This window comes from Streptacidiphilus sp. MAP12-16 (assembly GCF_041262165.1).
Taxonomy (GTDB): Bacteria; Actinomycetota; Actinomycetes; order Streptomycetales; family Streptomycetaceae; genus Streptacidiphilus.
In genome coordinates this window covers 59,623-82,457 of record NZ_JBGCBY010000027.1, presented here as the reverse complement: position 1 = coordinate 82,457, position 22,835 = coordinate 59,623, and the positions used below count along the sequence as shown (strand labels likewise).

The following is a 22,835-nucleotide window of genomic DNA, read 5'->3' as shown; positions in this document are numbered from 1 at the left end:
CATCACGCCGTGCAGCCATCTTCGCCGTAGCTCGCGTCAGGGACGGAGGCCGGCCGCGCGTCCCCCGCACGAGGGACGCGCGGATCCCGACCTGTAGGGACGCACGAGCTGCGGCCTTCGCGGAACAATGACGGGCGTGACCCGGAGCAGTATTGTCAACGACCCGCGGACGCCTGCCATCGCCGGCGCCGTGCTCGCCGCGCTCGCCATGGGTGAGGCGATCACGCGCGGCGCTACCAGCGACGCGTCCGCACAGCAGACAACGGTGTACGGTCTGCTCGCGTTGGCGACGGCCCTGCCGCTTGCGCTGCTGCGCCCCACCGCGGCCGCAGTCGCCACGAACGCGGCGGCCGTGCTGTCGCTGTCCCTGTTCCACACCCTGACCATCGCGGGCGCCTGCGCTGTGTCACTGACCCTGTATCAGCTGGGGCGCTCCTTGCGGCTGGCCCTGGTCCTGTGCGCGCCATACGTCGTGCTCGCGCTGGCCGGACCGCGTCCCAGCTCCAGCGAGGCCGCATTCCTGACAGCGTCGCTTGCGGCCCTGGCCCCGGCCGCAGCGCTGACCGGTGCGGCACGCCGGGCCCAGAACGAGGCTCGCCTGCACATCGCCGCCCGCGAAGCCGTCGCCGGAACGTTGATCGAACACACCGCGCGCGGAGAACGCGCCCGCATCGCGCGCGAACTCCACGACGTCGTCGCACACCACATCTCCATGGTCGCAGTCCAAGCCGAGACGGCGCGGCTGACCACTCCTGGACTGCCTGCCGCCGGAGCCCAACGCCTCTCCGCGATCGGCGACACCGCCCGCGACGCCCTGACCGAGATGCGCCGCCTGCTCGGCGTACTGCGCGAGGACACCGGCCCGGCCGCCGCGGACCTGCGACCCCAACCAGGCCTCGCCCAGCTCATCGACCTGCTCGACGAATCGCGCGAGGCCTCGGGTGCCGAGACCCGACTCATCTTCCGCGGGACACCCGCCCCCCTCGATCCCGGCGTCGAGCTCGCGGCATACCGGATCGTCCAGGAAGCGCTGACCAACACCCGACGCCACGCACCCGGCTCCGCCGTCGACGTCGAGATCCACTTCACCGACGACGCGCTGCACCTGCGGGTCCGCGACAACGGCCCCGGCACCGGCACCGCGGACGCTCCCACCGGCCACGGCCTGCTCGGCATGCGCGAACGGGCCACCGCCGTCGGTGGCGCGCTGCGGACCGGCGCAGCGCCGGGCACCGGATTCCTGGTCGAGGCACATCTACCCACGAAAACGGAAGCAGGCCGATGACCGGCGCAAAACTCACCGACACGGTACGCATCGTCATCGCCGACGATCACGAAGTGGTACGCGCGGGCTTCGCGGCACTGCTCGACACCCAGCCGGACTTCAGTGTCGTCGGGACGGCGCGCGACGGGATCGCCGCCGTCCAGGCCTGCCGCGAACTCGCGCCCAACGTAGTGCTCATGGATATCCGAATGCCGCAGATGGACGGCATCGAGGCGACACGCCGGCTGAGCGGTCCGTCCGACGGGCTCGCGTCGGACGGACCGCGGATCCTGATACTGACGACATTCGATCTCGACGAGTACGTCTACGACGCGCTGCGCGCAGGAGCCAGCGGCTTCCTGCTCAAGGACGTCACCGCGGAGCGGCTGTTCGACGCGGTCCGAGTCGTCGCGGCGGGCGAAGCCCTGCTCGCGCCTTCGGTGACGCGAAGACTCATCAGCGAGTTCGCACGCACGCGGCGGGCACCAGAGACCCCGCCGCCGGCCCTCGACACGCTGACGCCGCGTGAGACACAGGTCCTTCGCCTCGTGGCGCAGGGCCTGTCGAACCCGGAGATCGCCGCGCGACTGACCGTTACGGAAGAGACCGTCAAAACCCACGTGAGCCGCACCCTGACCAAACTCGGCCTGCGCGACCGGACCCAGGCCGTCGTCACCGCATACGAATCAGGACTCGTTGTCCCCGGCACCCTTGACACCTGAGAGGGCGGGGCGCCGACGGGCGGACCGTTGCCCGGAGACGCCGACGTCTACCAACGACCCATGAGGCGCGCAGCGCGGCGGTGTTGTCTCGGCCGGCCTCCAGGAGAATCCCCGGATCCCGCGCCGGCAGGCGTCGTCCTCGATGTGGCGCAGCACGAGGTGGCCGAGGACGTGCTGGCGGTATCGGCCCAGGTCAGCCGATGTTCGGGGAGCCGCGGAACGCCCCGGCCAACACGGGGACCAGCCACCGCTCGATCTGCTCAGGGGGCTCGGCTGCCAGTTCGGCGCCGATGGGCGCCAACGCGAGCCAGTTCAGCAGGCCGGCCGCGCACCGGATGCGGAAGTCCAACTCCTGTTCGCCGACTCCGGGAAGGTTCGCCGAGAGCTGCCGGACAACGTCCCGCCGGGACTGCTGGAACTTCGCCGCCAGCCGATCCCAGCCCTCGGGGGGGTCGATCCCGACTCGCGCTACCGTCCGTATGACCGCCAGATCCTGTCCGCCGGCCGCCAGTGCGCGCATCATCGGCCTGGTGAACGCCGCGGCCAGATCCTCGATGCTCGACGTGGCGTCGAGCGAAGCGACCGCGTTGATCTGCGCGTCCAGATACTGCTCCAGCGCGTGCTCGATCGCCGAATCGCACAGCGTCTTCAGCGACCCGAAGTGGTAGCTCACCGCGGAGACGTTGGCTCCGGCGTGGTCTGTGATCTCACGGAGGGTCACACCCTCCTGGCCGCGTTGCGCGAGCAAATCCACCGCGGCGGCCAGCAGGCCGTCCCGCGTCCGCTGGCCGGCCTCGCGGCGTTGATCTGTTCGCTCTGTCGCCATGGACAGTATTCAAACAGCTGATTGATTTTGCTGTCAAGGAGCCGATCGCGTGGTAGGTGGACCGCCATCGCAGAACCCTCACAACCCGCCGAAGCCGCACTCAGCGGGCGTTTGAGCATGCCAGGCCACGACATGGCGGACGAGTGATCGAGGACTTGGTCGCGCCGTGGCAGGCCCGGCCGTAAGCCGCGCCGCACGAACGACGGGCCAGCGCCCGCCGCCGCAAGGCCGGAGCCGGACCCAAACACGAGCTGAGTGCCGCCTCCAATCGAAGGTACGCGGCCGCCTGCTGATCACCCGTCAGCCGACCCATCAGGCCAGCACCCCGAGGCGCGACGCTCCGCGACATATAAATCAATCATTCGGTTGACATCCCTGCGCCGCCGCTCATAAAGTCAAGCAAGCGTTTGATTTGAAAGCGCGCAGACGCCACACACGGCTGCGCGCAACCGTTTCGACGGATCCTCAGATCCCGAGAACCAACCTGGAGGAACACGACATGAAGTCGCTCGGATGGAAGACGATCGTCACCACGACCGCCGTCGCGAGCCTGAGCGGTCTCGCCTTTGCCGCTGCACCGTCACAGGCTGCAAGCCCCGTCGCCCGCAGCGCGCAGGTCCACACCGCCAGCAGCTCGGAGGCCCACGCGGCCCTGAGCCCTCGCCAACTGTCGGCACTGCCGCTCACGAACCGCCACCTGACCGCGCATGAGATAGCCAATCTCGCAGTCGTCCTGAACGCGTACCACGTGGCGGAAGGCCACAGCCTGAACGTCAACGCGTTCGTCAACAGCTTCGCCAAGGACGGCGTCTTCAACGACATGGTCGCCGGCCAGGCCTACCGAGGAAAGGCACTCGGCAACGTTGTGCCCTACATGGCCAACCTCTTCCCCGATGTTCACCGTGATCTCAAGCGCATCACCGTTAACGGCGACGTGATCAGCATCGAGCTGTCCATCCAGGGCACGTTCGAGGGGCCGCTGCAGTCGCCGGCGGGCACCATCAAGCCGACCGGCGCGAAGGTCGACGCGCCGACTGCCGACTTCTGGTACCTGCACAATGGCAAGGTCGAGCAGTTCAACTGCTACGTCGGGTACTCGAAGATGTACTCCGACATGGGCGTGAACTTCGACTGGGCCTCGGCGGTCAACAAGCACTGACTCGTTCCCGGCGGGTGACGCCCGACACCACCGGCCGCACATCACCCGCCAAGGTTTTGCTGTCAACACGCCGACGCTCAAAGGCTGCTGACAATCTCATCGAAGGGCTGTCCGGCCGTGGGCCGGGCAGCCCTTTCCGCTGCGCCGGATCTCTTCCGGTCGGGCCGATCGCGTGCGGCTGCGCGTGCTGCCGTCGTCGCACACATTTCCCGATCGAGGCCGGCCAGCCGGATCCACGCCGACGCCTCACCCGATGAGATGCCCATATATGTCGAGAATTGTGTGGGTTGGGCTAAGTTGTCAATGAGATTTGGATAACACGAGGTGAACACTGTGCGCTCGGGCCGACTCCCGGCGAGCGGCGCGTCCCTCTCCCGGAGCGGCGATCGGAGAAGTCATGAGCGGCAGTGCCCGTACCTCGTCTGCGTCCTCGACCTCGGAGGGCGCGTCGATACTGCTGCGTCCGGTCGAGGCGGTGACGTCGGCGGTACGCCAGGCTCCTGGGGCGTCCACGGTCAAGGAGGTCTTCGACGGCGTGCTGGACACGGTCGGGGTCGTGTCGCCGCACGCACGGCGTGTCGCGGCCTACGCGGGCGTCGGCCTGCTGGGCGTGGCGGGCGTGGTCGAATGGCCGGTGGCGGCGGCAGGCGCAGCAGTCGTGTGGCTGACACAGCCGCGAGGCAGGAGTGCCGGCAGCGGCGCAGGCCAACCGGCTGCCGCCCGGAAGCCGGCCGCCGTCGCGGCGGCTGCGGACCGGCCGAAGACGAAACCGGCGGCCAAGCCGTCGACGGCCAAACGGTCCACAGCCAAGCGGTCCACAGCCAAGGCGCCGGCAGCCAAGGCGCCGGCAGTCAAGTCTTCGGGCACCCGCTCGACGGCACCCGCGACCGGTCGTCGCGCGACAAGCCCGCGCCCGGCCGAATCGACGTCTTCCGGGCAAGAGTCCTGACGTGACGTCAGACCTGGCTGCGGCCGAGGGAGCCACCGCGGACTCGGTGCTCCCGGTCCCCCGCGGGAGTGCCGCCCGTGAAGGTGGGACATGCTTCTGCGCCTGCTGACGCGCCTGCCTGCGGCAGGGCTCGACCTGGCAGCGGCAGTGCCGTTCGAAGTCACTCGCCGGGTCGTCCCACCGGTGGGCACCGCCGCCCGTACGGCGGCTGACATCGCGGGCACCGGCGTGCGCTCCACGGCGCACGGCGCCGCAGCACTGTCAGCCGCCGCGGCGCGGATGGGCAGGGTCGCCCAGAACGCGATCACACCCGGCCTGGGGTACTGGCGCTCGGATTCCCGGTTGCACCTTGCGCTGCGGCCGCATCCGGACACTGCAGCGCTTGACGCGCGCCGGTGCGAGGCCGCGGCGAAGCGTGTGGCAGTCGAGCTGGCGCAGCATCCGGACGTGGTGGCCGCCTACTGGGACGGCGGCCTGGCGCGGCTGGTCGTCCAGATGGCCGAAGACGCGGTCACCGACGTGGTGGTGCAGAAGGCCTCCGAGCTTGCCGCCGGGCAGGGGCTGGTGCGCGCTGACGAGCAGATCCTGGAGCGCGTACATCCGGGACACCCTGGCGGCGTGCGCACCGGCGCGATCGCCCTGGCCTGCGACACCGCGGGCATCGCCGCCGCGGTCACCGCGCGCTCGGTCCGCCTGAAGAGCTCACCGCGGCTGGTCACCGCCGTGGTGACGCTGGTGCGTGAGGACTCTCGGGTACGGTCCGCTCTGCAGCGCCGCCTGGGAGCCTCCGGCGCCGATCTGGTGCTGGCCGCGGCCAACGCCGTTGCCCATGGCATCGGGCAGTCGCCCACCGCGCTGGTGCTGGACGCCGCGCTGCGGGCCGGTCAACTGGCGGAGGCGTTCGCCCGCGCCGCCGCGTTCGACGCCGCACACGACACCCTCTGCGCGGCGGGGCGGCTGAGCCTGGCCGGGAGCCGGGTCGCCCGCCCGCCGTTTCGCGCGCGCCCGGGCGATGAGTACGCGGATCAGGCGGTGACCACGAGCCTGGTCGGCGCCGCCGCGACCCTGTTGTTCACCCGCGACGTCAACGAGGCGGCCGAAGCGGTGCTGGCCGGCTCCCCCAAGGCCGCCCGCTACGGCCCGGCGGCGTTCACGGCCGCCCTGGGCACCGCGCTGGCCCGTGAGGGCGTGCTGGTGCGCGACACCGAGCGCCTGCGCCAACTCGAAGTCGTCGACACTGTGGTGCTGCACCCCGAGGCACTGCGCAGCACCCGGCGAACGGTGCTGGGTGTGAACCCCAGCACGGCCGACTGGGACCACGACCGGTTGTGGCACGCCGCGGCTGCCGGGCTTCTCCCGCCCGAGGACACTGCGGAATGGTCCGACGAGCCGTCAGTGTGCCTGCGCCCGGTGCCGGACGAGGGAGCGTCCGAGACCGGACTGATGATCGCGTCGCTGCGCGGCCAGGGCATCAGCCAGGACATCGGCACCGTGCTCGTCGGATGGGAGGTCGACCCGCTCGCCGAGGCCGCGCTGGACGCGGCACGCCGGGCCGGTCTGTACGTCGTGGTGCTGGACGACGGCTCGCTCGGTGACTTCGCAGCGCTGGCGGACGAACGCGTCCAAGCCGACCGGCCGTTGGCCGATGTGGTCCGCGCCCTGCAGAACGACGGGCGTGTGGTGCTCACGGTGGCGCACGTCCCCGGCGACCGCCCGGAAGCGGGCCGGCGCATGAGCGCGAAGGCCCGTGAGGTGCTCGCAGGGCTGCTGCGCAGCGACGTCGCCGTCTCCCTCACCGACGACACGAGCGCGGTGGTGTGGGGCGCGGACGTGCTACTGCTGGGCGGGCTGGCGGGGGCGTGGCGGTTGCTGGCAGCCGTGCCGGCAGCGCGGACCGTCGGCCGGCACTCCAAGACTCTCGCCGAGGCGGGCGCCGCACTGTCCGGGCTGCTGGTCGTCACCAGGGGCTCCCGGCCCAACCACACCCCCTTCCCCGTCGAAATCCGGCTCAGCCCGGTCAACGCCGCCGCTGCCGCCACCCTCGTCCTGGGCTGGTACGGCGCTCTGCGCGTCACCAGCCGCAGCACGCCCCATCCCACTCCGCGTGTGCCCTGGCATGCCCTTCAGCCACGGGAAGTGCTGCTCCGGCTGGGCGCTGCGCGCCGCGCGGCCCCCTCCGCGTCGACGACCGTACGGGAGGCTGTCGCCCGGACGGCGGGCAAGGCCGCGCTACTGCCGGTCTTCGCACCGCCCCGCCTGACCATCCGCCTGCTCGGTGCCGTGCGCGCCGAACTCGACGATCCGCTGACGCCGGTACTCGTGGTCGGCGCGGTCGCCTCCGCCCTGCTCGGGTCCACCGTGGACGCGTTGCTGGTCACCGGCGCGCTCGGGGTGAACGCGGTGGTGGGCGGGGTGCAGCGGTTGCGTGCCGAACGAGCCCTGTCCGCCTTGGTGGTGGGCCAGCGTCAGACGGCACGGCGGGTCGCCGGCGCCGGTACCGGACGGACGACCACCGTCGAAGCCGGACATCTGACACCCGGCGAGGTGATCGAGCTTCACACCGGCGACGTGGTGCCGGCCGACGCCCGTCTGCTGGAGGTCGACGGCCTGGAGGTGGACGAGTCCTCGCTCACCGGAGAGTCGCTGCCGGCCGGCAAGCACTTGGACGCCACGCCGCGGGCAGCCGTGCCCGACCGCCACTGCATGGTGTTCGAGGGCACCACCGTGGTCGCGGGACAGGCCCGGGCCGTTGTCGTAGGCACGGGGGACGAGACCGAAGCAGGACGGGCCGCGCACCTGGCCTCGCACGCTGCCACGGGAGCCGGCGTGCAGGCTCGGCTGCGCGAGCTGACCAACCGCATGCTGCCGTTCACCCTCGCCGGCGGTGCCGCTGTGACCGGCCTGTCGCTGCTGCGCGGCCGACCGGTGCGCGAAGCCGTCCGGGGCGGACTGGCGGTCGCCGTGGCCGCCGTGCCCGAGGGGCTCCCGCTGGTGGCGACGGTCGCGCAACTGGCAGCGGCACGCCGCCTCAGCCGGCGCGGCATCCTGGTGCGCACACCGCGCACCCTGGAGGCTCTGGGCCGGATGACCACCATCTGCTTCGACAAGACCGGCACCCTGACCGAGAACCACCTGCGGGTGGTCCGCATCGTCACCCCGCAGGGCACCACCCACCGCACCGATGCCCCCGAGGCGGCCGCGGTCCTCCAGGTCGCGGCCCGAGCCTGCCCACCCATCGCGGACGAGACCGGGATCCACGCCCACGCCACCGATGAGGCCATCCTCACCGCAGCCGGGCACGAACCGCAGTGGACACCGGCCGACACACTGCCCTTCGCAGCCAGCCGAGGATACGCATGCGCCACCGGTACCGACTCCGACGGCGCACACCTGCTGGTCGTGAAGGGCGCGCCGGAAGTCGTCCTGCCCAGCTGTCCTGACGCCGGGGCCGACGCCGCCGCCACGGCGCATGCCCTCGCCGGGCGAGGACTGCGGGTGCTGGCCGTCGCCGTGCGCCGACTGGAACCCGACCATGCGGCCGAGGCCCTCGGCAAGCCGCTGGAGTCGCTGGAACTCGCCGGGTTCGTGGCGCTGGCCGACACTCCGCGCGCCAGCTCCGCCCCACTGGTGGCCGCACTGCGCCAAGCCGGCGTCCGCCCCGTGATGCTCACCGGCGACCACCCGCAGACAGCCCGCGCGGTGGCGACCGCACTGGGCTGGCCCGCGGACGTCACCGTGGTCACCGGCGACCAACTCGCCGCCGAGGACCGGGCCGGACGGGCCCGCCTGCTCCGCGAGTGCGGCGTCGTGGCCCGCGTCGCACCGGAGCAGAAACTGCAGGTCGTCGAATCACTCAAGGAAGCAGGACAGGTCGTCGCCATGGTCGGCGACGGCTCGAACGACGCCGCCGCCATCCGCGCCGCCGACATCGGAGTCGGCATCGCCGCCCGAGGCTCGGCGGCCGCCCGCAACGCCTCCGACCTGGTGATCACCACGGACGAACTGACCGTGCTGCTCGACGCCGTCGCCGAAGGCCGGGCGCTGTGGCGCAGCGTCGCGGACGCGACCAGCATCCTGATCGGCGGCAACGCCGGGGAGATCGGCTTCTCCGTACTCGGCACGCTGCTGTCCGGATCGTCACCGCTGTCCACGCGTCAGCTGCTGCTGGTCAACCTGCTGACCGACATGTTCCCGGCGATGGCCGTGGCGGTCACCCCCCGGGACGGGGAACGAGCCGGAGAATCCGATTCCGGCGACGCCACGCCCCTGAACACCACAACCATCGGCACCGCACCGGTGGGGACCACACCGGTGGGCATCGCGGCACTCGGCGAGCCGCTGACCCGTCAGATCCGCCAGCGCGGCCTGGTCACCGGGGTCGGCGCGGGCACAGCCTGGCTGATCGGCACCCTCACGCCAGGGACCAGGCGGCGCACCAGCACCATGGCCCTGTGCGGGGTGGTCGGAGCCCAGCTCACCCAGACGGTCGTGGGACGGCACCGCAGCCCCCTGGTGCTGGTCACCGTGCTCGGCTCCGCCGCGGTACTCGTGGGGCTCATCCAGACGCCCGTAGTCAGCCACTTCTTCGGCTGCACACCGCTGGGCCCGGTGGCCTGGGCAGGCGTCGCCACCGCCATCGCCGTCGCCGCACTGGGCCCGTTGATCGTGCCGCCGGTCGAACGGCTGCTGTCGTCCGACCTCGGGCCGAAAATGCGCCCCACGGTGCGCCTGGTGCGCTGACTCCGCCAGCGTTGCGTCAATGCCGCCCCGATCACTGTCAACGTCGCGTCAGGGAGGGGTCCGACGCGCTGGATCATGGGGATAGCGTCACTGCTGTGCCCCGGCGGAACGGTCCGGATCGGGGCCTCGATCCTGCCTCAGCAAGGAGATCGCCATGGTGGCGCACCTGTACGGAGACGACTCGGAGCCTTCCGAACCCAACCTGACCGGGCTGCTGCTCGTCCCGGTCCGGTCGGGTCCCGCCGGGTACGCGGCGCGCATGTTCCGCACGCCCCTGGGCGGCCGAACGGCCGTCGGCTTCACCACTGCGGCCCGGCTGGCGGCGACACTGGGCCCGGACCAGGCCTGGATCCCGTTGTCCGAACCCGCGCTGCGCGCCCTCGCCGAGCCGCTGGGCGTCGCCGCGATCACCGTGGACCCGCAGTTGGCCGCGCCCGCGGTGACCCCGGTCCCCCTGCTCACCCGGCGGCCGGCCCAGAACACCCGAGATGCCGGCGCGCTCAGCGCGCAGGCCGCCTGAGCGGGCGGCGATCATGACTCTGTCGATCACCCACGCCCGCACCGAGCCGCAGGACGACCAGGACGACGTCGACTGGCTGTCCGTGTGGCCCGTGTCCACTCGACCGGCCCCGCACGGCGACCTCACCGTCGCCGGAGTCGCGCTGACCGAGATCGCCGAACGCTTCGGCACCCCCGCCTATGTCCTGGACGAGGGCGAAGTGCGCCGACGCTGCCAGGAGTACCGCCGGGCCTTCCCGGACGCCGACGTGCTCTACGCCGCCAAGGCCTTCCTGTGCCGAGCGATGGCAAGCTGGGTCGAGGAGGAGTGCCTCGGCCTGGACGTCTGCTCCGCGGGCGAGTTGGAGCTCGCCGTCATCGCCGGCTTCCCGCCCGAGCGGATCGTGCTGCACGGAAACGCCAAGAGCCCGCAGGACCTTGCCGCCGCGCTGCGCCTGGGAGTCGGGCGCATCGTCGTCGACAGCGCCGGGGAGATCGCCCGGCTCGCCGCGAACGTCCCGGCGGGCGCCCGGCAGCAGGTCATGGTGCGGGTGGTCCCGGGCCTGGCCGCCGGCAGCCACGCAGCCCTGCGCACCGGCACCGAGGACCAGAAGTTCGGCCTGTCGATCACCGACGGCTCGGCCCAGCACGCCGTGGCCCGGATACTGGAGCAGCCCCGGCTCGAACTCGTGGGCCTGCACTGCCACCTGGGCTCGCAGATCACCACCGTCAAGCCCTACCTGCTGGCCGTGCGCCGCATGGTCGGACTGATGGCCCGGATCCGGGACCAGCACGGGGTGACCCTGCCCCAACTGGACCTCGGCGGCGGGCACGCGGTCGCCTACCGCCCCGGCGAGGACGCCCCGGACATCGCCGCCCTCGGCGCGCGGATCCGTGCCGAACTCGCCGCGAGCTGCCTCACCGCCAGCCTGCCGGAACCCCGCCTGGCCATCGAGCCCGGACGGGCGATCGTCGGCCCGGCCGGGGTGGCGCTGTACCGCGTGCTCGCGGTCAAGCACACCGGACGGCACACCTTCGTCGCCGTGGACGGCGGGATGAGCGACAACCCCCGCCCCGCCCTGTACGGGGTCCGCTACGCGCCCCGCCTGATCGGCCGACCCGCCACCACGACGACTCTCACCGCGACGGTCGTCGGCCGGCACTGCGAGGCCGGCGACGTCATCGCCGCCGATGTCCAACTGCCCGGCGACACCCGCCCCGGTGACCTGATCGCGGTCCCCGTCGCGGGCGCGTACCACCTGTCCATGGCCTCCGGCTACAACCTGGTCGGCCGCCCGCCCGTGGTCGCCGTCCTGGACGGCCGGGCCCGGCTGCTGGTCCGACGCGAGTCCCTCGCCGACATCCGCAACCGCGACGTGGGCCTCTAGGGACACGCCTGGCACAGATAGCCGTCAGGCTGTTCGGCGCAAAAGCCATCTTCGGGCAGGCGTCGTCCCCGCCTGCCCGAAGATGCACGCACACCACCGCCCGGCCCACCGGCACCGCCGTAGCGGAGCCGATCAGCGGGCGCATGGGTTGCGTCAAAGGCACGATATCCAGCTTCGCGCGGTGACTCTTTTGGCGTAGCGTCCCACCCGTTGGCATGTTTCGTACAAGTTAATTGGGTGCGGTTCCACGCCACTGACAGGGGGCTCATCGTGACGACGTCACATCCGTGCGTGCCACAGTCCACTCCCACCTCGCCGCTCGCCCGGCCGGTGTCCGCCGAGGCCCAGGCCCTGGTGCGCCAACTCGCAGCCGAGGGACACCTCTCGGCCGACGCAGCAGAACAGCGGGTCAGGCAGATCGCGAGTGAACTGGCCGCGACCGGCACCTACCGGCAGAGCATGCAGGAACTTCTCCTCGGCTCGCGGATCGCCTGGAGGAACAACCCCCAGTGCGTCGGCAAGTTCTACTGGAGGGGACTGGAGACCCGGGACTGCCGCGAGGCCGGGGCCGGCGACGGTGACGAGAGCGCCCTGTTCGAAGCCCTCGTCGACCATCTGCGGCTGGCCTGGAACGGCGGCAAGGTACGCCTGCTCCTGAGCGTCTTCGCCCCGAGCCGGCCTGATCGGCCCGGACCCCGGGTCTGGAACGGCCAGCTCATCCGCTACGCCGGCTACCGGCAGCACGACGGGTCGGTGCTCGGCGACCCCGAGACCGCGGATCTCACCGAGGCTATCCAGCGGCTCGGCTGGCGCGGCCAGGGCACCGAGTACGACGTCCTGCCGCTGGTCATCCAGTGGCCGGGACGCGAGCCCAGGGTGTTCGACCTGCCGGCGGACGCGGTCCCCGAAGTGCGCATCAGCCACCCCGAGTACCCGTGGTTCGAACGGCTCGGTCTTCGCTGGCACGCCTTCCCCACCATCTCCAACCAAATCCTGGAACTGGGTGGCCTGTCCTACACCCTGGCCCCGTTCAGCGCCTGGTACACCTGCACCGAGATCGGCGCCCGCAACCTGTCCGATACCAACCGCTACAACAAACTCCCCCAGGTCGCCCATGGAATGGGCCTGGACACCGGCCGAGACCGCACCCTGTGGCGCGACCGCGCACTACTGGAACTCACTGCGGCCGTGCTGCACTCCTACGACCAGGCCGGGGTGTCCATCATCGACCACCACTTCGCCACCAAGCAGTTCGTACGGCACGAGGAGCGCGAGCACAAGAGCGGTCGCAGCTGCCCGGCCGACTGGTCCGCCATCGTGCCGGCCACCAGCGGCTCGACCACCCCGGTCTGGCAACGCCGCTACGAGCCCACCCGGACACGCCCCAACTTCTCCCCCCACCCCGCTCCCTGGCCCTGCGGCGGAGCCGGGCGGTGAGCGGATGCCGCTCGGCTCCTTCGTGGTGCCGGCCGGGGCGCTTCTCAACCTGTGCGGCAGCGGCGTCTACGCGCTGCGAACCCTGCGCGGTTCGGTCCGGCCCAACCCGGTCACCTGGCTGCTCTGGGCCCTTGCACCAGGCGTGGCCTTCGTCGCCCAAGCCGCCCGCCACGTCGGCCTACCCGCCCTGACCACCCTCAGCGTGGGACTCGGCCCACTCCTGGTCTTCCTATGCGCCCTAAGCCGCCCCGGGTTCCGCAGCACACGGCCGACCTGCGCCGAACTGTGCTGTGGGGCGATGGCCCTGGCCGCGCTCATCGGCTGGTGGATCACCGCGGACCCCAACACCGCGCTCGCCCTGAGCATCCTGGCCGACGGCTGCGCGGCCCTCCCCACAATCGTCAAGAGCTACCGCCGCCCCGAGACCGAAGACCGCACCGTCTACGCCCTCATGGCCTTCAGTGCGGCGCTGACCCTCATCACGCTGCCCGCCTGGACGTTCACCGCCGCAGGCTTCTCCTGCTATCTGCTGACGCTCTGCGGCACTCTGCTGGTCCTGCTCTCGCGCCGGTCGCACCACTCCGGCCTCAGTGCGCTGCCGCCCTGACCCTGGCGGCGACCATGTCCAAGGCAGGGGCGCCGTTCACCCCCGGGCAGCCGCGGCGGCCAGCAGCCGCGCCGGGCCCTCGACCTGCGCGAGCGTCCAATCGCGCGGGCGGGCCCGGCCCTGCGGATCGGCGTCGCGGATACGCAGCCCGTCCCCGGCGGGGCTCAACTCGGGCTGCAGCCGTGCCCCGACGCGGTGCGGCAGCGTGGAGCGGACGATTTCCCACCGGTCCGCACTCACCCGTCCGATCGACACCTCGCAGTCCAGCAGCGCTGCCGCCTCCGCGCGGCGACCGCAACCGCGGACCTGCTCGATGAGCGGGACCAGGAGGGTCGGCAGTGGCACGGACCGGTCCCGGGCGTAGCCGAACCAGGAGCCCGCGCGGACCAGAACGCCCGCGCACCCCTCCTGCCGGTCTTCCAGCAGAGCGCCCGCCGGGCCGCCCGGTGATCGCTCGACGCGTTCCCAGTGCTCCAGATAGGCCTCGTGAACGCCCTCCTCGACCAGCACGCCACCCTCCCAGTGCAGGGTGCCCACGTCGGGAAGCGGTGCCGATGGGTGCAGATCGATCCGCCGGACCCAGCTGAACGCGTCCGCGCCCGCCTCCAAGGTCCCGGCGAACGCCTTCTGCGCACACAGCGCCAGCAACTGCGGGCGGTCCAGGTCCTGCAGGCAAACCCCTCGGACCAGGTCGTCAATGCCCGCAGGCTGGCGCAGATCCGCGAACAGTGAGGGCCCCTGGACCCACGTGGCGGTGGTGACGCGGTCCGTCGAGCCGTCTGCTTCGCGGGCCAGTGTGCGCCGCCACACGCCGCGCAGATCCGTGACGGCAGGGTGGGACCTCGGCATCAGTACTCCCTACCCTCAGGGTCACGTGCGGTTCGGTGGTCTGCTAGAGCACCCCGGCGGACGGCTTGAAGACGTACCCGACCTGGCGAACGGTAGTGATCGTGCTCCTGAGATCAGGGCCCAGCTTGCGGCGAAGTCGCGCGACGTGGACATCCACCGTGCGAGCGCTCAGGATGTCCGACTGCCCCCAGACCGCGTCGAGGAGTTGACGACGCGAAAGCACCTGAAACGGATGCGCCATGAAGTGGTCGAGCAGTTCGAACTCCCGATAGGTGAGGTCAAGCCGTCGATCACCTACCCGGGCGGTCCACTGGTCTCGATCTATGGAGAGACCGTCGCGCACCTGCGCGGGACTCCGCACGGCCAAGGGGTCCCCTTGACGGTCATGACTGGCCACCGGGACGAACCGAGCGTGACCGATCACGGAGGTCCTGGGGTAACGCACCGTCATAGCGTCTCCATCGTAGTCGTTGCGGGATCGTCTTCCCGGGTCCGAAACGCTCGGTGTCGGGCACCGGGCGTCCGTCGACGCGGCTGGCTACGTCGGCGCGGCCGACCGGCGCTGCCTTGTGCTCTGGGCGACGTTCCGACGGGGAGCTGGATGCGCGGATCGTGCCTCAGATCCGTGCACGCCATCTCGGCCCTGGCGAAACGGCACAGACCGAATTTCGCGCCGGGTGCCCGTGCAGGGGATCCGGAGGTTCCCGGCAGTCGAAGTCGAGCGGGTCATCGCACGGGGCCCACACGCACGGAAGATCAGGGCTGCGCCGTCGGAGCGGGCCTCCGCAAACCCACGGGACGTTCCGCAAGCGGTCATGGCGCGCGTCACTACTGCCCCAGGAGGAGTTGGATCTTGCGCATAGAAGGCCAGGTGCGGCGCCTCTCCCCCCGTCCGTCATGCTCACCTCCCGTCAGCCGGGCTTCGCGTTGTCTTCGTTGACCTCAGGGGCCAAGGGCGCGGCGTTCACGGCCGCACGCCCGGACCTGCCGCGGATCGGCGGGGTCGTAGGGCACCAGCGCATGCTCATGGTGCCTGCCCTGCGGCCTCACGGGTGCATGTGCAGAAGTGCGTGCCACAGCGTCGTGGTGTGGAGCAGCAGGTACAGGCCGTAGGCCGCCAGCAGTGCCCCGGCACCCCTGACGCACAGCGCCTTGGCGGTCCTTCGGGCCTTGAAGTCGATGTCGAAGCCGAAGCCGTTGCCGATCGTCCGCGCCATCCGCTGCGGCGCCAGGGCCAGGCCGGCCCCGGTCCCGGTCCCCAGGATCAGCAGGGACATGATGGCGGGGAGCAGGAAGAGTTCGACGAACCCCATCGGGCGTCCTTTCAGGCCCAGCAGGGGATCAGTGGGCGGGGCGGCGGGTCGCTGGGAGGCCGGCTTCTGTCCCAAAGGACGGCACCGGTGCGACACCACTGCACCCGGGCCTCCAGGCTCAGGGCAATCCCATTGACGCTTTCCCAACGCCGGAACCCAGGTTCTTGACGCTCCCCTTGCACCTGGGTCCTCTCGAACCAGACCGGGGCGGGATGCTCAGCGACGACGACGGCCCCGAGTGCGAGGGACAGCAGGACTCCTCGGCTCCGACTCCTCGGACGGCGGCGACTTCTTCGATTCCTGAACCCGCTGAGCAGCGAACCCGGGTGTTCTCCGTACGGAAGCCGTTAATTTGCCTCTTCAGCGCCAGCTGGAGGAGTTTTCCCGGCCCGACCGCAAGTAGGGTCTGCGTGGCGCCAGCGCCTGATGGTCAGACCCCCTTGCCGTAGCCGCGTCGCCTGGCGTTGCCACGGCCCGGCCGCGGAGGCGAGCAGTGGCAGCAGAGGACCGGGTCCCCACCCGGGGCGTCCTGCGGCGGCCCGGGCTGCGCCCGGTCGACATCGTGGTGGGGCTCGCGCTCGTGGGCCTGCTGTACGGGCTGCTGCGGCTCGCCCCCTCGCTGGGCGCGCCGTTCCTGCCCGGCACCGCCCCGGCGCAGGTCTCCACCGACCCGGCGAACCTTCCGTTCTACGCCGTGCGCTCGCTGCTGCGGATGTTCACGGCCCTGATCGCCTCGGTGCTGTTCACCTTCGTCTACGCCAGTGCCGCCGCCCGGCTGCGCCGCGCCGAAAAGGTGCTGCTACCGATCCTGGACATCCTCCAGTCGGTTCCGGTACTGGCATTCCTCTCCATCACCGTCACCGCCTTCATCGCCCTGTTCCCCGGCTCCGAACTGGGCCTTGAGTGCGCGGCAGTGTTCGCCATCTTCACCGCGATGGCCTGGAACATGACCTTCGCCTTCTACTACTCCCTGGTCAGCCAGCCCCGGGACCTGGACGAGGCCTCGCGGATCATGCGCCTGACCAAGTGGCAGCGGTTCTGGAAGGTCGACGTGCCCAGCGGCATGATCCCGCTGGTGTGGAACGGCATGATGAGTTTCGGCGGCGCCTGGTTCTTCCTTGCCGCCTCGGAGAGCATCAGCGTGCTGAACCAGCAGTACGCACTGCCGGGCATCGGCTCCTACGCCGCCGCCGCAGCCGCCAAGGGTGATCTGGGTGAGATAGGCATCGCCACCGCCGTCATGGTGGTCATGGTCATCGGCGTCAACTTCCTCTTCTGGCGCCCGATGACAGCCTGGGCCGAGCGCTTCCGGGTCGAGGACTCGGAGGCCGCCGAGAAGCCCCGCAGCTTGGTCCTGGACACGCTGCGCCGCTCCTCGATACCCGAGCTGCTGGGCCGCGCGCTGCGCCCGGCCGCGCGGGCTCTGGACGCGGCGGCACGCCCCTTCGGCCTCGCCGAGCATCCGCTGGAACGCCCCGCCGTCCGCCGGCGCACCGGCGACGTTCTGTTCACCCTGGCCGTGGCCACCGCCGTGCTCTACGGGGGCTGGCAGTCCTTCGCCTACATCCAGGCCACGGTCGGCTTCGGCGAGTTCACCCATGCCTTCGAGCTGGGTGCGGCCACCTTCGGACGCGTTCTGCTGCTGCTGTGCGTGGCCACTGCGGTGTGGGTGCCGATCGGCGTGTGGATCGGGATGAACCCCAGGATCACCCGCTACGCCCAGCCCGTCGTCCAGGTACTGGCCAGCTTCCCCGCGAACTTCCTGTTCCCCTTCGCCATCGCCGCGTTCGTCGCGCTCGGGCTCCCGCTCAACTGGGGCAGCATTCTGCTGATGGCGCTCGGCGCCCAGTGGTACATCCTGTTCAACGTCATCGCCGGTGCCACGGCGATACCCAGCGACCTGCGCGAAGCCATGGACAGCCTGAATGTCAGGGGTTGGCTGCGCTGGCGGACCCTCATCCTGCCCGCGATCTTCCCCTACTACGTGACCGGCGGCATCACCGCCGCCGGCGGAGCCTGGAACGCCTCCATCGTCGCCGAGGTCGTCGACTACGGGCACCAGCACCTGACCGCCTACGGGCTGGGGGCTTACATCGCCCAGGCGACCCGCGTCGGGGCGCATCCGCAGATCCTCGTCGGCGTCATCGTGATGATCGTCTACGTGGTCGCCCTCAACCGCCTCGTCTGGCGCCGCCTCTACCGCGTCGCCCAGACCCGCTACGCCCTCTGACACCGAGGCAGGAGCCCATGACCACCACCCCGGACCGCCCCGGAAACGGCGACCCCATCATCTCGGCCACCCACGTCACCAAGTCCTTCACCTCGCCCGACGGCAACGTCCTGCCCGTGCTCGACTCGGTCAGCTTCACTCTGCACGAGGGCGAGATAGTCGCCCTGCTCGGCAAGTCCGGATCCGGCAAGTCCACCCTGCTGCGCTGCGCCGCAGGACTCATCGCCCCCTCCAGCGGCAGCGTCAGCTACCGGGGCACGCCACTCAACGGGGCCAACCCCGGTGTCTCCATGGTCTTCCAGAGCTTCGCCCTACTGCCCTGGCTGACGGTGCAGCAAAACGTCGAGCTCGGACTGCAGGCGCAAGGTGTCGCCGAGGCCGATCGCCGAAGCCGCGCCCTGAAGGCCATCGACCTGATCGGACTCGACGGCTTCGAAGGCGCCTACCCCAAAGAGCTGTCCGGCGGCATGCGCCAGCGCGTCGGCTTCGCCCGCGCGCTGGTGGTCGAGCCGGACGCGCTGTTCATGGACGAACCCTTCTCCGCGCTGGACGTGCTGACCGCGGAGAACCTGCGCAACGAACTGGTCGGACTGTGGGAGGGCAACGAGGCCCCGGTGAAGTCCGTGCTCATCGTCACCCACAACATCGAAGAAGCGGTCCTGCTCGCCGACCGCATCCTGGTCCTCTCCTCCAACCCCGGCCGGATCAAAGCCGAACTCACCGTGGACCTGCCCCGACCGCGAGACCGGCGCGCCCCGGTGTTCGAGGCCCTGGTCGACACCGTCTACGGCATCCTGACGGGCCGCGAGCAGGACCACGCCGACGCGCTCACCGGCACCCCGACCGGAGGCGCGGCCAGGCCTCTCGCCACGCCCATCAGCGCCCCGCTCCCCCAGGTCAGCCCCGGCGGACTGTCCGGCCTACTGGAGATCCTCGCGGCACGCGGAGGCGAGGACGGTATGCCCGAACTCGCCGACGAACTCAACTTCGAGGTCGACGACCTGCTGCCGCTGGTCGACGCCGCCGTCCTGCTCGACCTCGCCCGCACCGCAGGACCGCGCATCGCCCTGACCCAGGCGGGCAACGAGTTCGCAAACGCCGACATCCTCACCAGCAAGCAGCTCTTCGCCCGCCACGCCGTCGCCCACGCACCCCTGGTGCGCGCCATCGTCCAGGCCCTGACCCGGACCGGCGACCACGTGCTGCGCGAAGGCCTGTTCCTGGACCTGCTGCACCGCGGCTTCTCCGACGAGGACGCCCGCCGCCAGCTGGACACCGCCATCGACTGGGGCCGCTACGGGGAGCTCTTCGAGTACGACAAGGGCGAGGGCCGACTCGAACTGGCACCGGAGGCGGTCGGCGTCCTGTAGTCACGGCGTGTCCTGTAGTCACGGCGCGTCCTGCAGCTACGCCCCGCACCGCACCGCGTCGGTGGCGATCAGGGGACCGTCAAGGAGCGGGCCCTGCGCATCAGGGAATCGTCAATGCATGTTCCATGGCACTTCCCCCGGGTGTGCACTGAATGCAAGGGAAATCCCAGCGACCGGCGGAGCATCCATCCACCATCGACGGGATTCTGCCAAGGAAACGAAAACCGACCAGCGGAAGCTGCTGGACGACGTAGGGAAGCGAAACACCATGGCCGAGAACGTCCGCGTCATCGTAGGCGTCAGCGGATCCCTGAGCAGCCTGGCTGCTCTGCACCGGGCGGTCGGGGAGGCCCGGCGCCTGGACGCCGAGCTGGTGCCCGTCCTGGCCTGGCACGCGGTGGGCGGGGAGGCGGCGTACCGCGCCCACCCGTGCCCGCCCCTGCTCAAGGTGTGGGAGCAAACCGCGCGCAAGCGCCTGGACACCGCCTTCGAGCAGGCCTTCGGCGGGTACCCGGCCGGGATGCGGATCCAGCCGATGGTCGTGCGTGACGACCTGCCCGGCCGCGCCCTGGTGGCGATCGCCGACCGTCCCGGCGACCGACTGGTGGTCAGCACCGGTCGGCAGGGCCGCCTGCAGCGGATGTTCCACGGCTCGGTCAGCCGCTACTGCCTGGCGCACGCCACCTGCACCGTGGTGGCCGTGCCTCCGTCCGAACTTCTGCAGACGCTGGAGCGTGCGGTCAGCGAGGGCGCGCCCCTGCCCCTGGCCGCCACCCTCACGTCCAACGCCGCCTGACGCATATCCCCACGGGGCCAGAAAGGACCGAACCGGCATGTCAGTGGTGGTGGGGGTCAGCGGATCGCTGAGCAGCCTGGAAGCGCTGCGGGTGGCGGTGAGCGAAGCGCGGCAGCGGGAGTCGGAGCTGGTGGCGGTGCTCGCCTGGACCCCGGTGGGCGGCGAGGCCGGATATCGGCGGTCGCCGTGCCCGGAGTTGCTCAAGCAGTGGGAGCTGCTGGCCTGCGCGCAACTTCGCAACAGCTTCGAGGAGGCCTTCGGCGGCTTCCCCACCGGACTGCGCGTGCGGCCCATGGTGGTGCGCGGCGAGACCGGCCGGGCCCTGGTGGAGATGGCCGACCGCCCCGACGATCTGCTGGTGGTCGGAGCGGGCGCGCGCGGCCGGTTCGCCCGGTTCGGCCACGGCTCCGTCAGCCGCTACTGCGTCGCCCACGCGGGATGCCGGGTACTGGCGGTTCCCCCGCCCCCGCTGCTGGCCGAGCTCCCGCGCCGACAGCGGCACCGCATCCCCTCTCCGCCGATGCCCACGCCCGCAAGGTTGGTGGGGCCGGGAACACCTGCCACCCGGCCCGTCCGCCCGACGGACGCCTCTCCGCAACCCCGGGACTAGCGCCTTTTGCTTTCTGGCCGAGAATCGGCCGGGACATGAGCGGTGAAGGTGCCTGTCAGCCTTGTCTGGCAAGCCCCACGCATGGAGATGACGCTGCAACTGACCATCGACTGCGCCGACCCGCAAAGACTGGTGGCGTTCTGGAGTGAGGCTCTCGGATACGTCCCCGAACCTCCACCGGGAGGCCATGTCACGTGGCGGGACTACCACGGGGGTGCCTGATGAGGAACTGCCCGTCGGTGCCGGGGACAGGCCAGAGTCGATCGTTGATCCGACCGGGCAGGGGCCGCGAGTGTGGTTCCAGCAGGTTCCGGAACCCAAGGTCGTCAAGAACCGGCTACACCTCGATCTGAAGGTGGGTGGCGGGCGCGACGTCACGTTGACCGTGCGCAAGCAGCGAGTTGCCACCATGGTGGAACGCCTGGCCAAGGCCGGTGCCACTATCGTGCGGATCACGGATGAACCGGGCGTGGAGCACTACGCCGTTCTGCTACAGGACCCCGAAGGCAACGAATTCTGTGTTGTCTAGGTTGGTTTGCCGCTGCGTTGAATGAGGTGGGCCCGCTTCGCGCGGGAGCCGTACGCCCTGTCCGCGCGGACCTTGTCCGGAAGCCCGCCGATCCGGGTCACATACGGTCTGCCGCGCCCCTCGGGTGCGGCAGACCGTCGTGCATGGCCTGCAGAGCGCGGAACCGGCGCTGAACGTCCTCCTGGTCCGCCTTCTCCGGCACCGACGCCACGCAGGAATTGACGATCAACTCCGCCTGCTCCAGCAGGATCTTCCGCCGCTCCAGGCTCGCGGTTCGCTCCATGACCTTCTCCAGGGCCTCGAGCTGACGAATCATCACGGCAGGCATCCCGACCCCGGCCTGGCGGATCTTCTCGAACGCACGCTGCACCAGCCGGTCGTAGTCCGCCTGGTAGGCGACGACCCGCACGTAGCCGTCCCGGTCGCGGTGGATCCGCCGCGGATGCCACCCGGTGGTGATCCGGCACAGGCAGTCGCTCAGCCAGTCGATGCAGGTGAGCGCCGTGAAGGTGTCGTTGACCGCCGGGGACAGGGCCCGGATCGCGATCTCCACCAGCTGGTCGATCCCGAACGAGACGTCCTGGGTCAGGGTCCGGTACGGGCCGGTGACTTGACCCCTGCCCAGGTTCGCGGCCACGTGCGGCGCAGCCTCGGCGGGCCACACCACAGCCAGCGGATGCCCCTGCACCAGGAAGTGGCCGGGCCGGTAGGGAATGTGGATCACCGCATCGGCCTCGCGGGCGATGCCGATCAACCGGTCGTGACGCAGGTACTGCAGGTAGCCGCTGGCCGGCGTGCGCACCACCGCGCCGGTCGTCTCCATCCGCGACAGCAACTCGGCACTGGACAGCCCGCGTTCGCGGCCGTCCGCCGCGCAGGCATCGGCACCGCCCTGTGCCTCGATCGCATGCGCCAGATCGGCCGCGACGGCGGCGATCACCTGCGGAAGCTGGATGGTCCTGGCGATGTGGTTGATGAAGTAGATCAGCATCGCCAGGTCGACCACGGTCAGCGCCAGCGACACGGTGATCGACAGGTGCGGGACGAAGTCGCCGTGCGGTCCCGGGCTGACCGCGACCAGGACCAGGACGGTGTAGAGGAAGGTCGCCACGAAGGTGCCCAGGGTCAGTTGGGTGCCGCGGTCGCGGATGAAGTTGCGCAGCATCCGTGGCCCGAACTGGGTCGAGGCCAAGGTGAGGGCCACGATGGTGATGGAGAAGACCAGCCCGACGACGGTGATCACGGCGGCGGCGATGGTGGTGAGCACTTGCCGTGCCCCGTCCGCGCTGCCGCTGAGCACCCACGTCGGCAGGGTCAGTCGACCGTCGTACGCCAACCGGTCCAGCCAGACGGTGCCGGCACACAGCGCCACCGCCACCAGCGCCTCCAGGGCCGGCACCACCCACAGGTTGGTCCGCAGCGCCTCGCGTCGCCAGTCGGCCAGGTGGTGTCCGCCGCTTTGCAGGCGTGGAAGAAGAATGCCGGGCATCGGAGCCTCCTGCGGGCAGGTCGAACACACCGAAAACAAGCGCGCGTGCCCCCGCGGGC

18 protein-coding genes and 1 pseudogene are annotated in these 22,835 nt (G+C 70.8%); 14 read left to right on the top strand and 5 right to left on the bottom strand.

Features of this window, described 5'->3' with window-relative positions:
- Positions 1–127: 127 nt before the first annotated feature.
- Both ABIA33_RS29385 and ABIA33_RS29380 read left to right on the top strand, forming a co-directional pair.
- Entirely contained in the window at positions 128–1,285 is a 1,158-nt protein-coding gene (locus tag ABIA33_RS29385; protein WP_370085695.1) for a sensor histidine kinase, read from the top strand.
- A complete protein-coding gene (locus ABIA33_RS29380; RefSeq protein WP_370085694.1) occupies positions 1,282–1,986 on the top strand; it encodes a response regulator in 705 nt (234 codons plus the stop codon). The genes ABIA33_RS29385 and ABIA33_RS29380 overlap by 4 nt, the downstream gene beginning before the upstream one ends.
- A gap of 193 nt (positions 1,987–2,179) precedes the next feature.
- Here the strand turns inward: ABIA33_RS29380 and ABIA33_RS29375 are convergent, their stop codons facing one another.
- Positions 2,180–2,812, bottom strand: coding sequence for a TetR/AcrR family transcriptional regulator (locus tag ABIA33_RS29375; protein WP_370085693.1), 633 nt, complete (start codon positions 2,810–2,812; stop codon positions 2,180–2,182).
- Between the two features lie 412 nt (positions 2,813–3,224).
- On the opposite strand from ABIA33_RS29375, the gene ABIA33_RS29370 reads away from it, so the two are divergent.
- The 7 genes from ABIA33_RS29370 to ABIA33_RS29340 all read left to right on the top strand — a co-directional run bounded on the left by ABIA33_RS29370 (position 3,225) and on the right by ABIA33_RS29340 (position 13,590).
- Entirely contained in the window at positions 3,225–3,971 is a 747-nt protein-coding gene (locus tag ABIA33_RS29370) for a nuclear transport factor 2 family protein (protein WP_370085692.1), read from the top strand.
- 397 nt (positions 3,972–4,368) lie between these two features.
- Positions 4,369–4,920: a hypothetical protein gene (locus tag ABIA33_RS29365; protein WP_370085691.1), complete on the top strand. Its 552-nt coding sequence runs from the start codon at positions 4,369–4,371 to the stop codon at positions 4,918–4,920.
- A gap of 90 nt (positions 4,921–5,010) precedes the next feature.
- Positions 5,011–9,660: an HAD-IC family P-type ATPase gene (locus ABIA33_RS29360; RefSeq protein WP_370085690.1), complete on the top strand. Its 4,650-nt coding sequence runs from the start codon at positions 5,011–5,013 to the stop codon at positions 9,658–9,660.
- 154 nt (positions 9,661–9,814) lie between these two features.
- On the top strand, positions 9,815–10,180 hold the full coding sequence (locus ABIA33_RS29355) for an SAV_915 family protein (RefSeq protein ID WP_370085689.1): 366 nt from the start codon (positions 9,815–9,817) through the stop codon (positions 10,178–10,180).
- A 13-nt stretch (positions 10,181–10,193) separates the two neighbouring features.
- Entirely contained in the window at positions 10,194–11,546 is a 1,353-nt protein-coding gene (lysA, locus tag ABIA33_RS29350; RefSeq protein WP_370085688.1) for a diaminopimelate decarboxylase, read from the top strand.
- A gap of 291 nt (positions 11,547–11,837) precedes the next feature.
- Positions 11,838–12,983, top strand: coding sequence for a nitric oxide synthase oxygenase (locus tag ABIA33_RS29345; RefSeq protein WP_370085687.1), 1,146 nt, complete (start codon positions 11,838–11,840; stop codon positions 12,981–12,983).
- Between the two features lie 4 nt (positions 12,984–12,987).
- A complete protein-coding gene (locus ABIA33_RS29340) occupies positions 12,988–13,590 on the top strand; it encodes a hypothetical protein (protein WP_370085686.1) in 603 nt (200 codons plus the stop codon).
- Positions 13,591–13,626: 36 nt separating this feature from the next.
- Here the strand turns inward: ABIA33_RS29340 and ABIA33_RS29335 are convergent, their stop codons facing one another.
- The 3 genes from ABIA33_RS29335 to ABIA33_RS29325 all read right to left on the bottom strand — a co-directional run bounded on the left by ABIA33_RS29335 (position 13,627) and on the right by ABIA33_RS29325 (position 15,752).
- Positions 13,627–14,439, bottom strand: a complete 813-nt coding sequence (locus tag ABIA33_RS29335) for a hypothetical protein (protein WP_370085685.1) — start codon at positions 14,437–14,439, stop codon at positions 13,627–13,629.
- Between the two features lie 43 nt (positions 14,440–14,482).
- Entirely contained in the window at positions 14,483–14,782 is a 300-nt protein-coding gene (locus ABIA33_RS29330) for a winged helix-turn-helix domain-containing protein (RefSeq protein WP_370085684.1), read from the bottom strand.
- Between the two features lie 703 nt (positions 14,783–15,485).
- Positions 15,486–15,752 carry a hypothetical protein gene (locus tag ABIA33_RS29325; RefSeq protein WP_370085683.1) on the bottom strand — a complete coding sequence of 89 codons (267 nt, stop codon included), beginning with the start codon at positions 15,750–15,752 and terminating at the stop codon, positions 15,486–15,488.
- 493 nt (positions 15,753–16,245) lie between these two features.
- Here ABIA33_RS29325 and ABIA33_RS29320 point away from each other — a divergent pair, with 493 nt between their 5' ends.
- The 5 genes and pseudogenes from ABIA33_RS29320 (at position 16,246) to ABIA33_RS29300 (ending at position 21,287) form a co-directional block, all read left to right on the top strand.
- Positions 16,246–17,982 (top strand): ABC transporter permease, encoded by a 1,737-nt coding sequence (locus ABIA33_RS29320; protein ID WP_370085682.1) that lies wholly within the window; start codon positions 16,246–16,248, stop codon positions 17,980–17,982.
- A 17-nt stretch (positions 17,983–17,999) separates the two neighbouring features.
- On the top strand, positions 18,000–19,352 hold the full coding sequence (locus ABIA33_RS29315; RefSeq protein ID WP_370085681.1) for a nitrate/sulfonate/bicarbonate ABC transporter ATP-binding protein: 1,353 nt from the start codon (positions 18,000–18,002) through the stop codon (positions 19,350–19,352).
- A 268-nt stretch (positions 19,353–19,620) separates the two neighbouring features.
- Entirely contained in the window at positions 19,621–20,148 is a 528-nt protein-coding gene (locus ABIA33_RS29310) for a universal stress protein (RefSeq protein ID WP_370085680.1), read from the top strand.
- Between the two features lie 37 nt (positions 20,149–20,185).
- On the top strand, positions 20,186–20,758 hold the full coding sequence (locus ABIA33_RS29305) for a universal stress protein (protein ID WP_370085679.1): 573 nt from the start codon (positions 20,186–20,188) through the stop codon (positions 20,756–20,758).
- Positions 20,759–20,839: 81 nt separating this feature from the next.
- Positions 20,840–21,287: pseudogene (locus ABIA33_RS29300) on the top strand (VOC family protein).
- 97 nt (positions 21,288–21,384) lie between these two features.
- On the opposite strand, the gene ABIA33_RS29295 reads toward ABIA33_RS29300, so the two are convergent.
- Positions 21,385–22,776, bottom strand: coding sequence for a DUF2254 domain-containing protein (locus tag ABIA33_RS29295; RefSeq protein WP_370085678.1), 1,392 nt, complete (start codon positions 22,774–22,776; stop codon positions 21,385–21,387).
- Between the last annotated feature and the right edge of the window lie 59 nt (positions 22,777–22,835).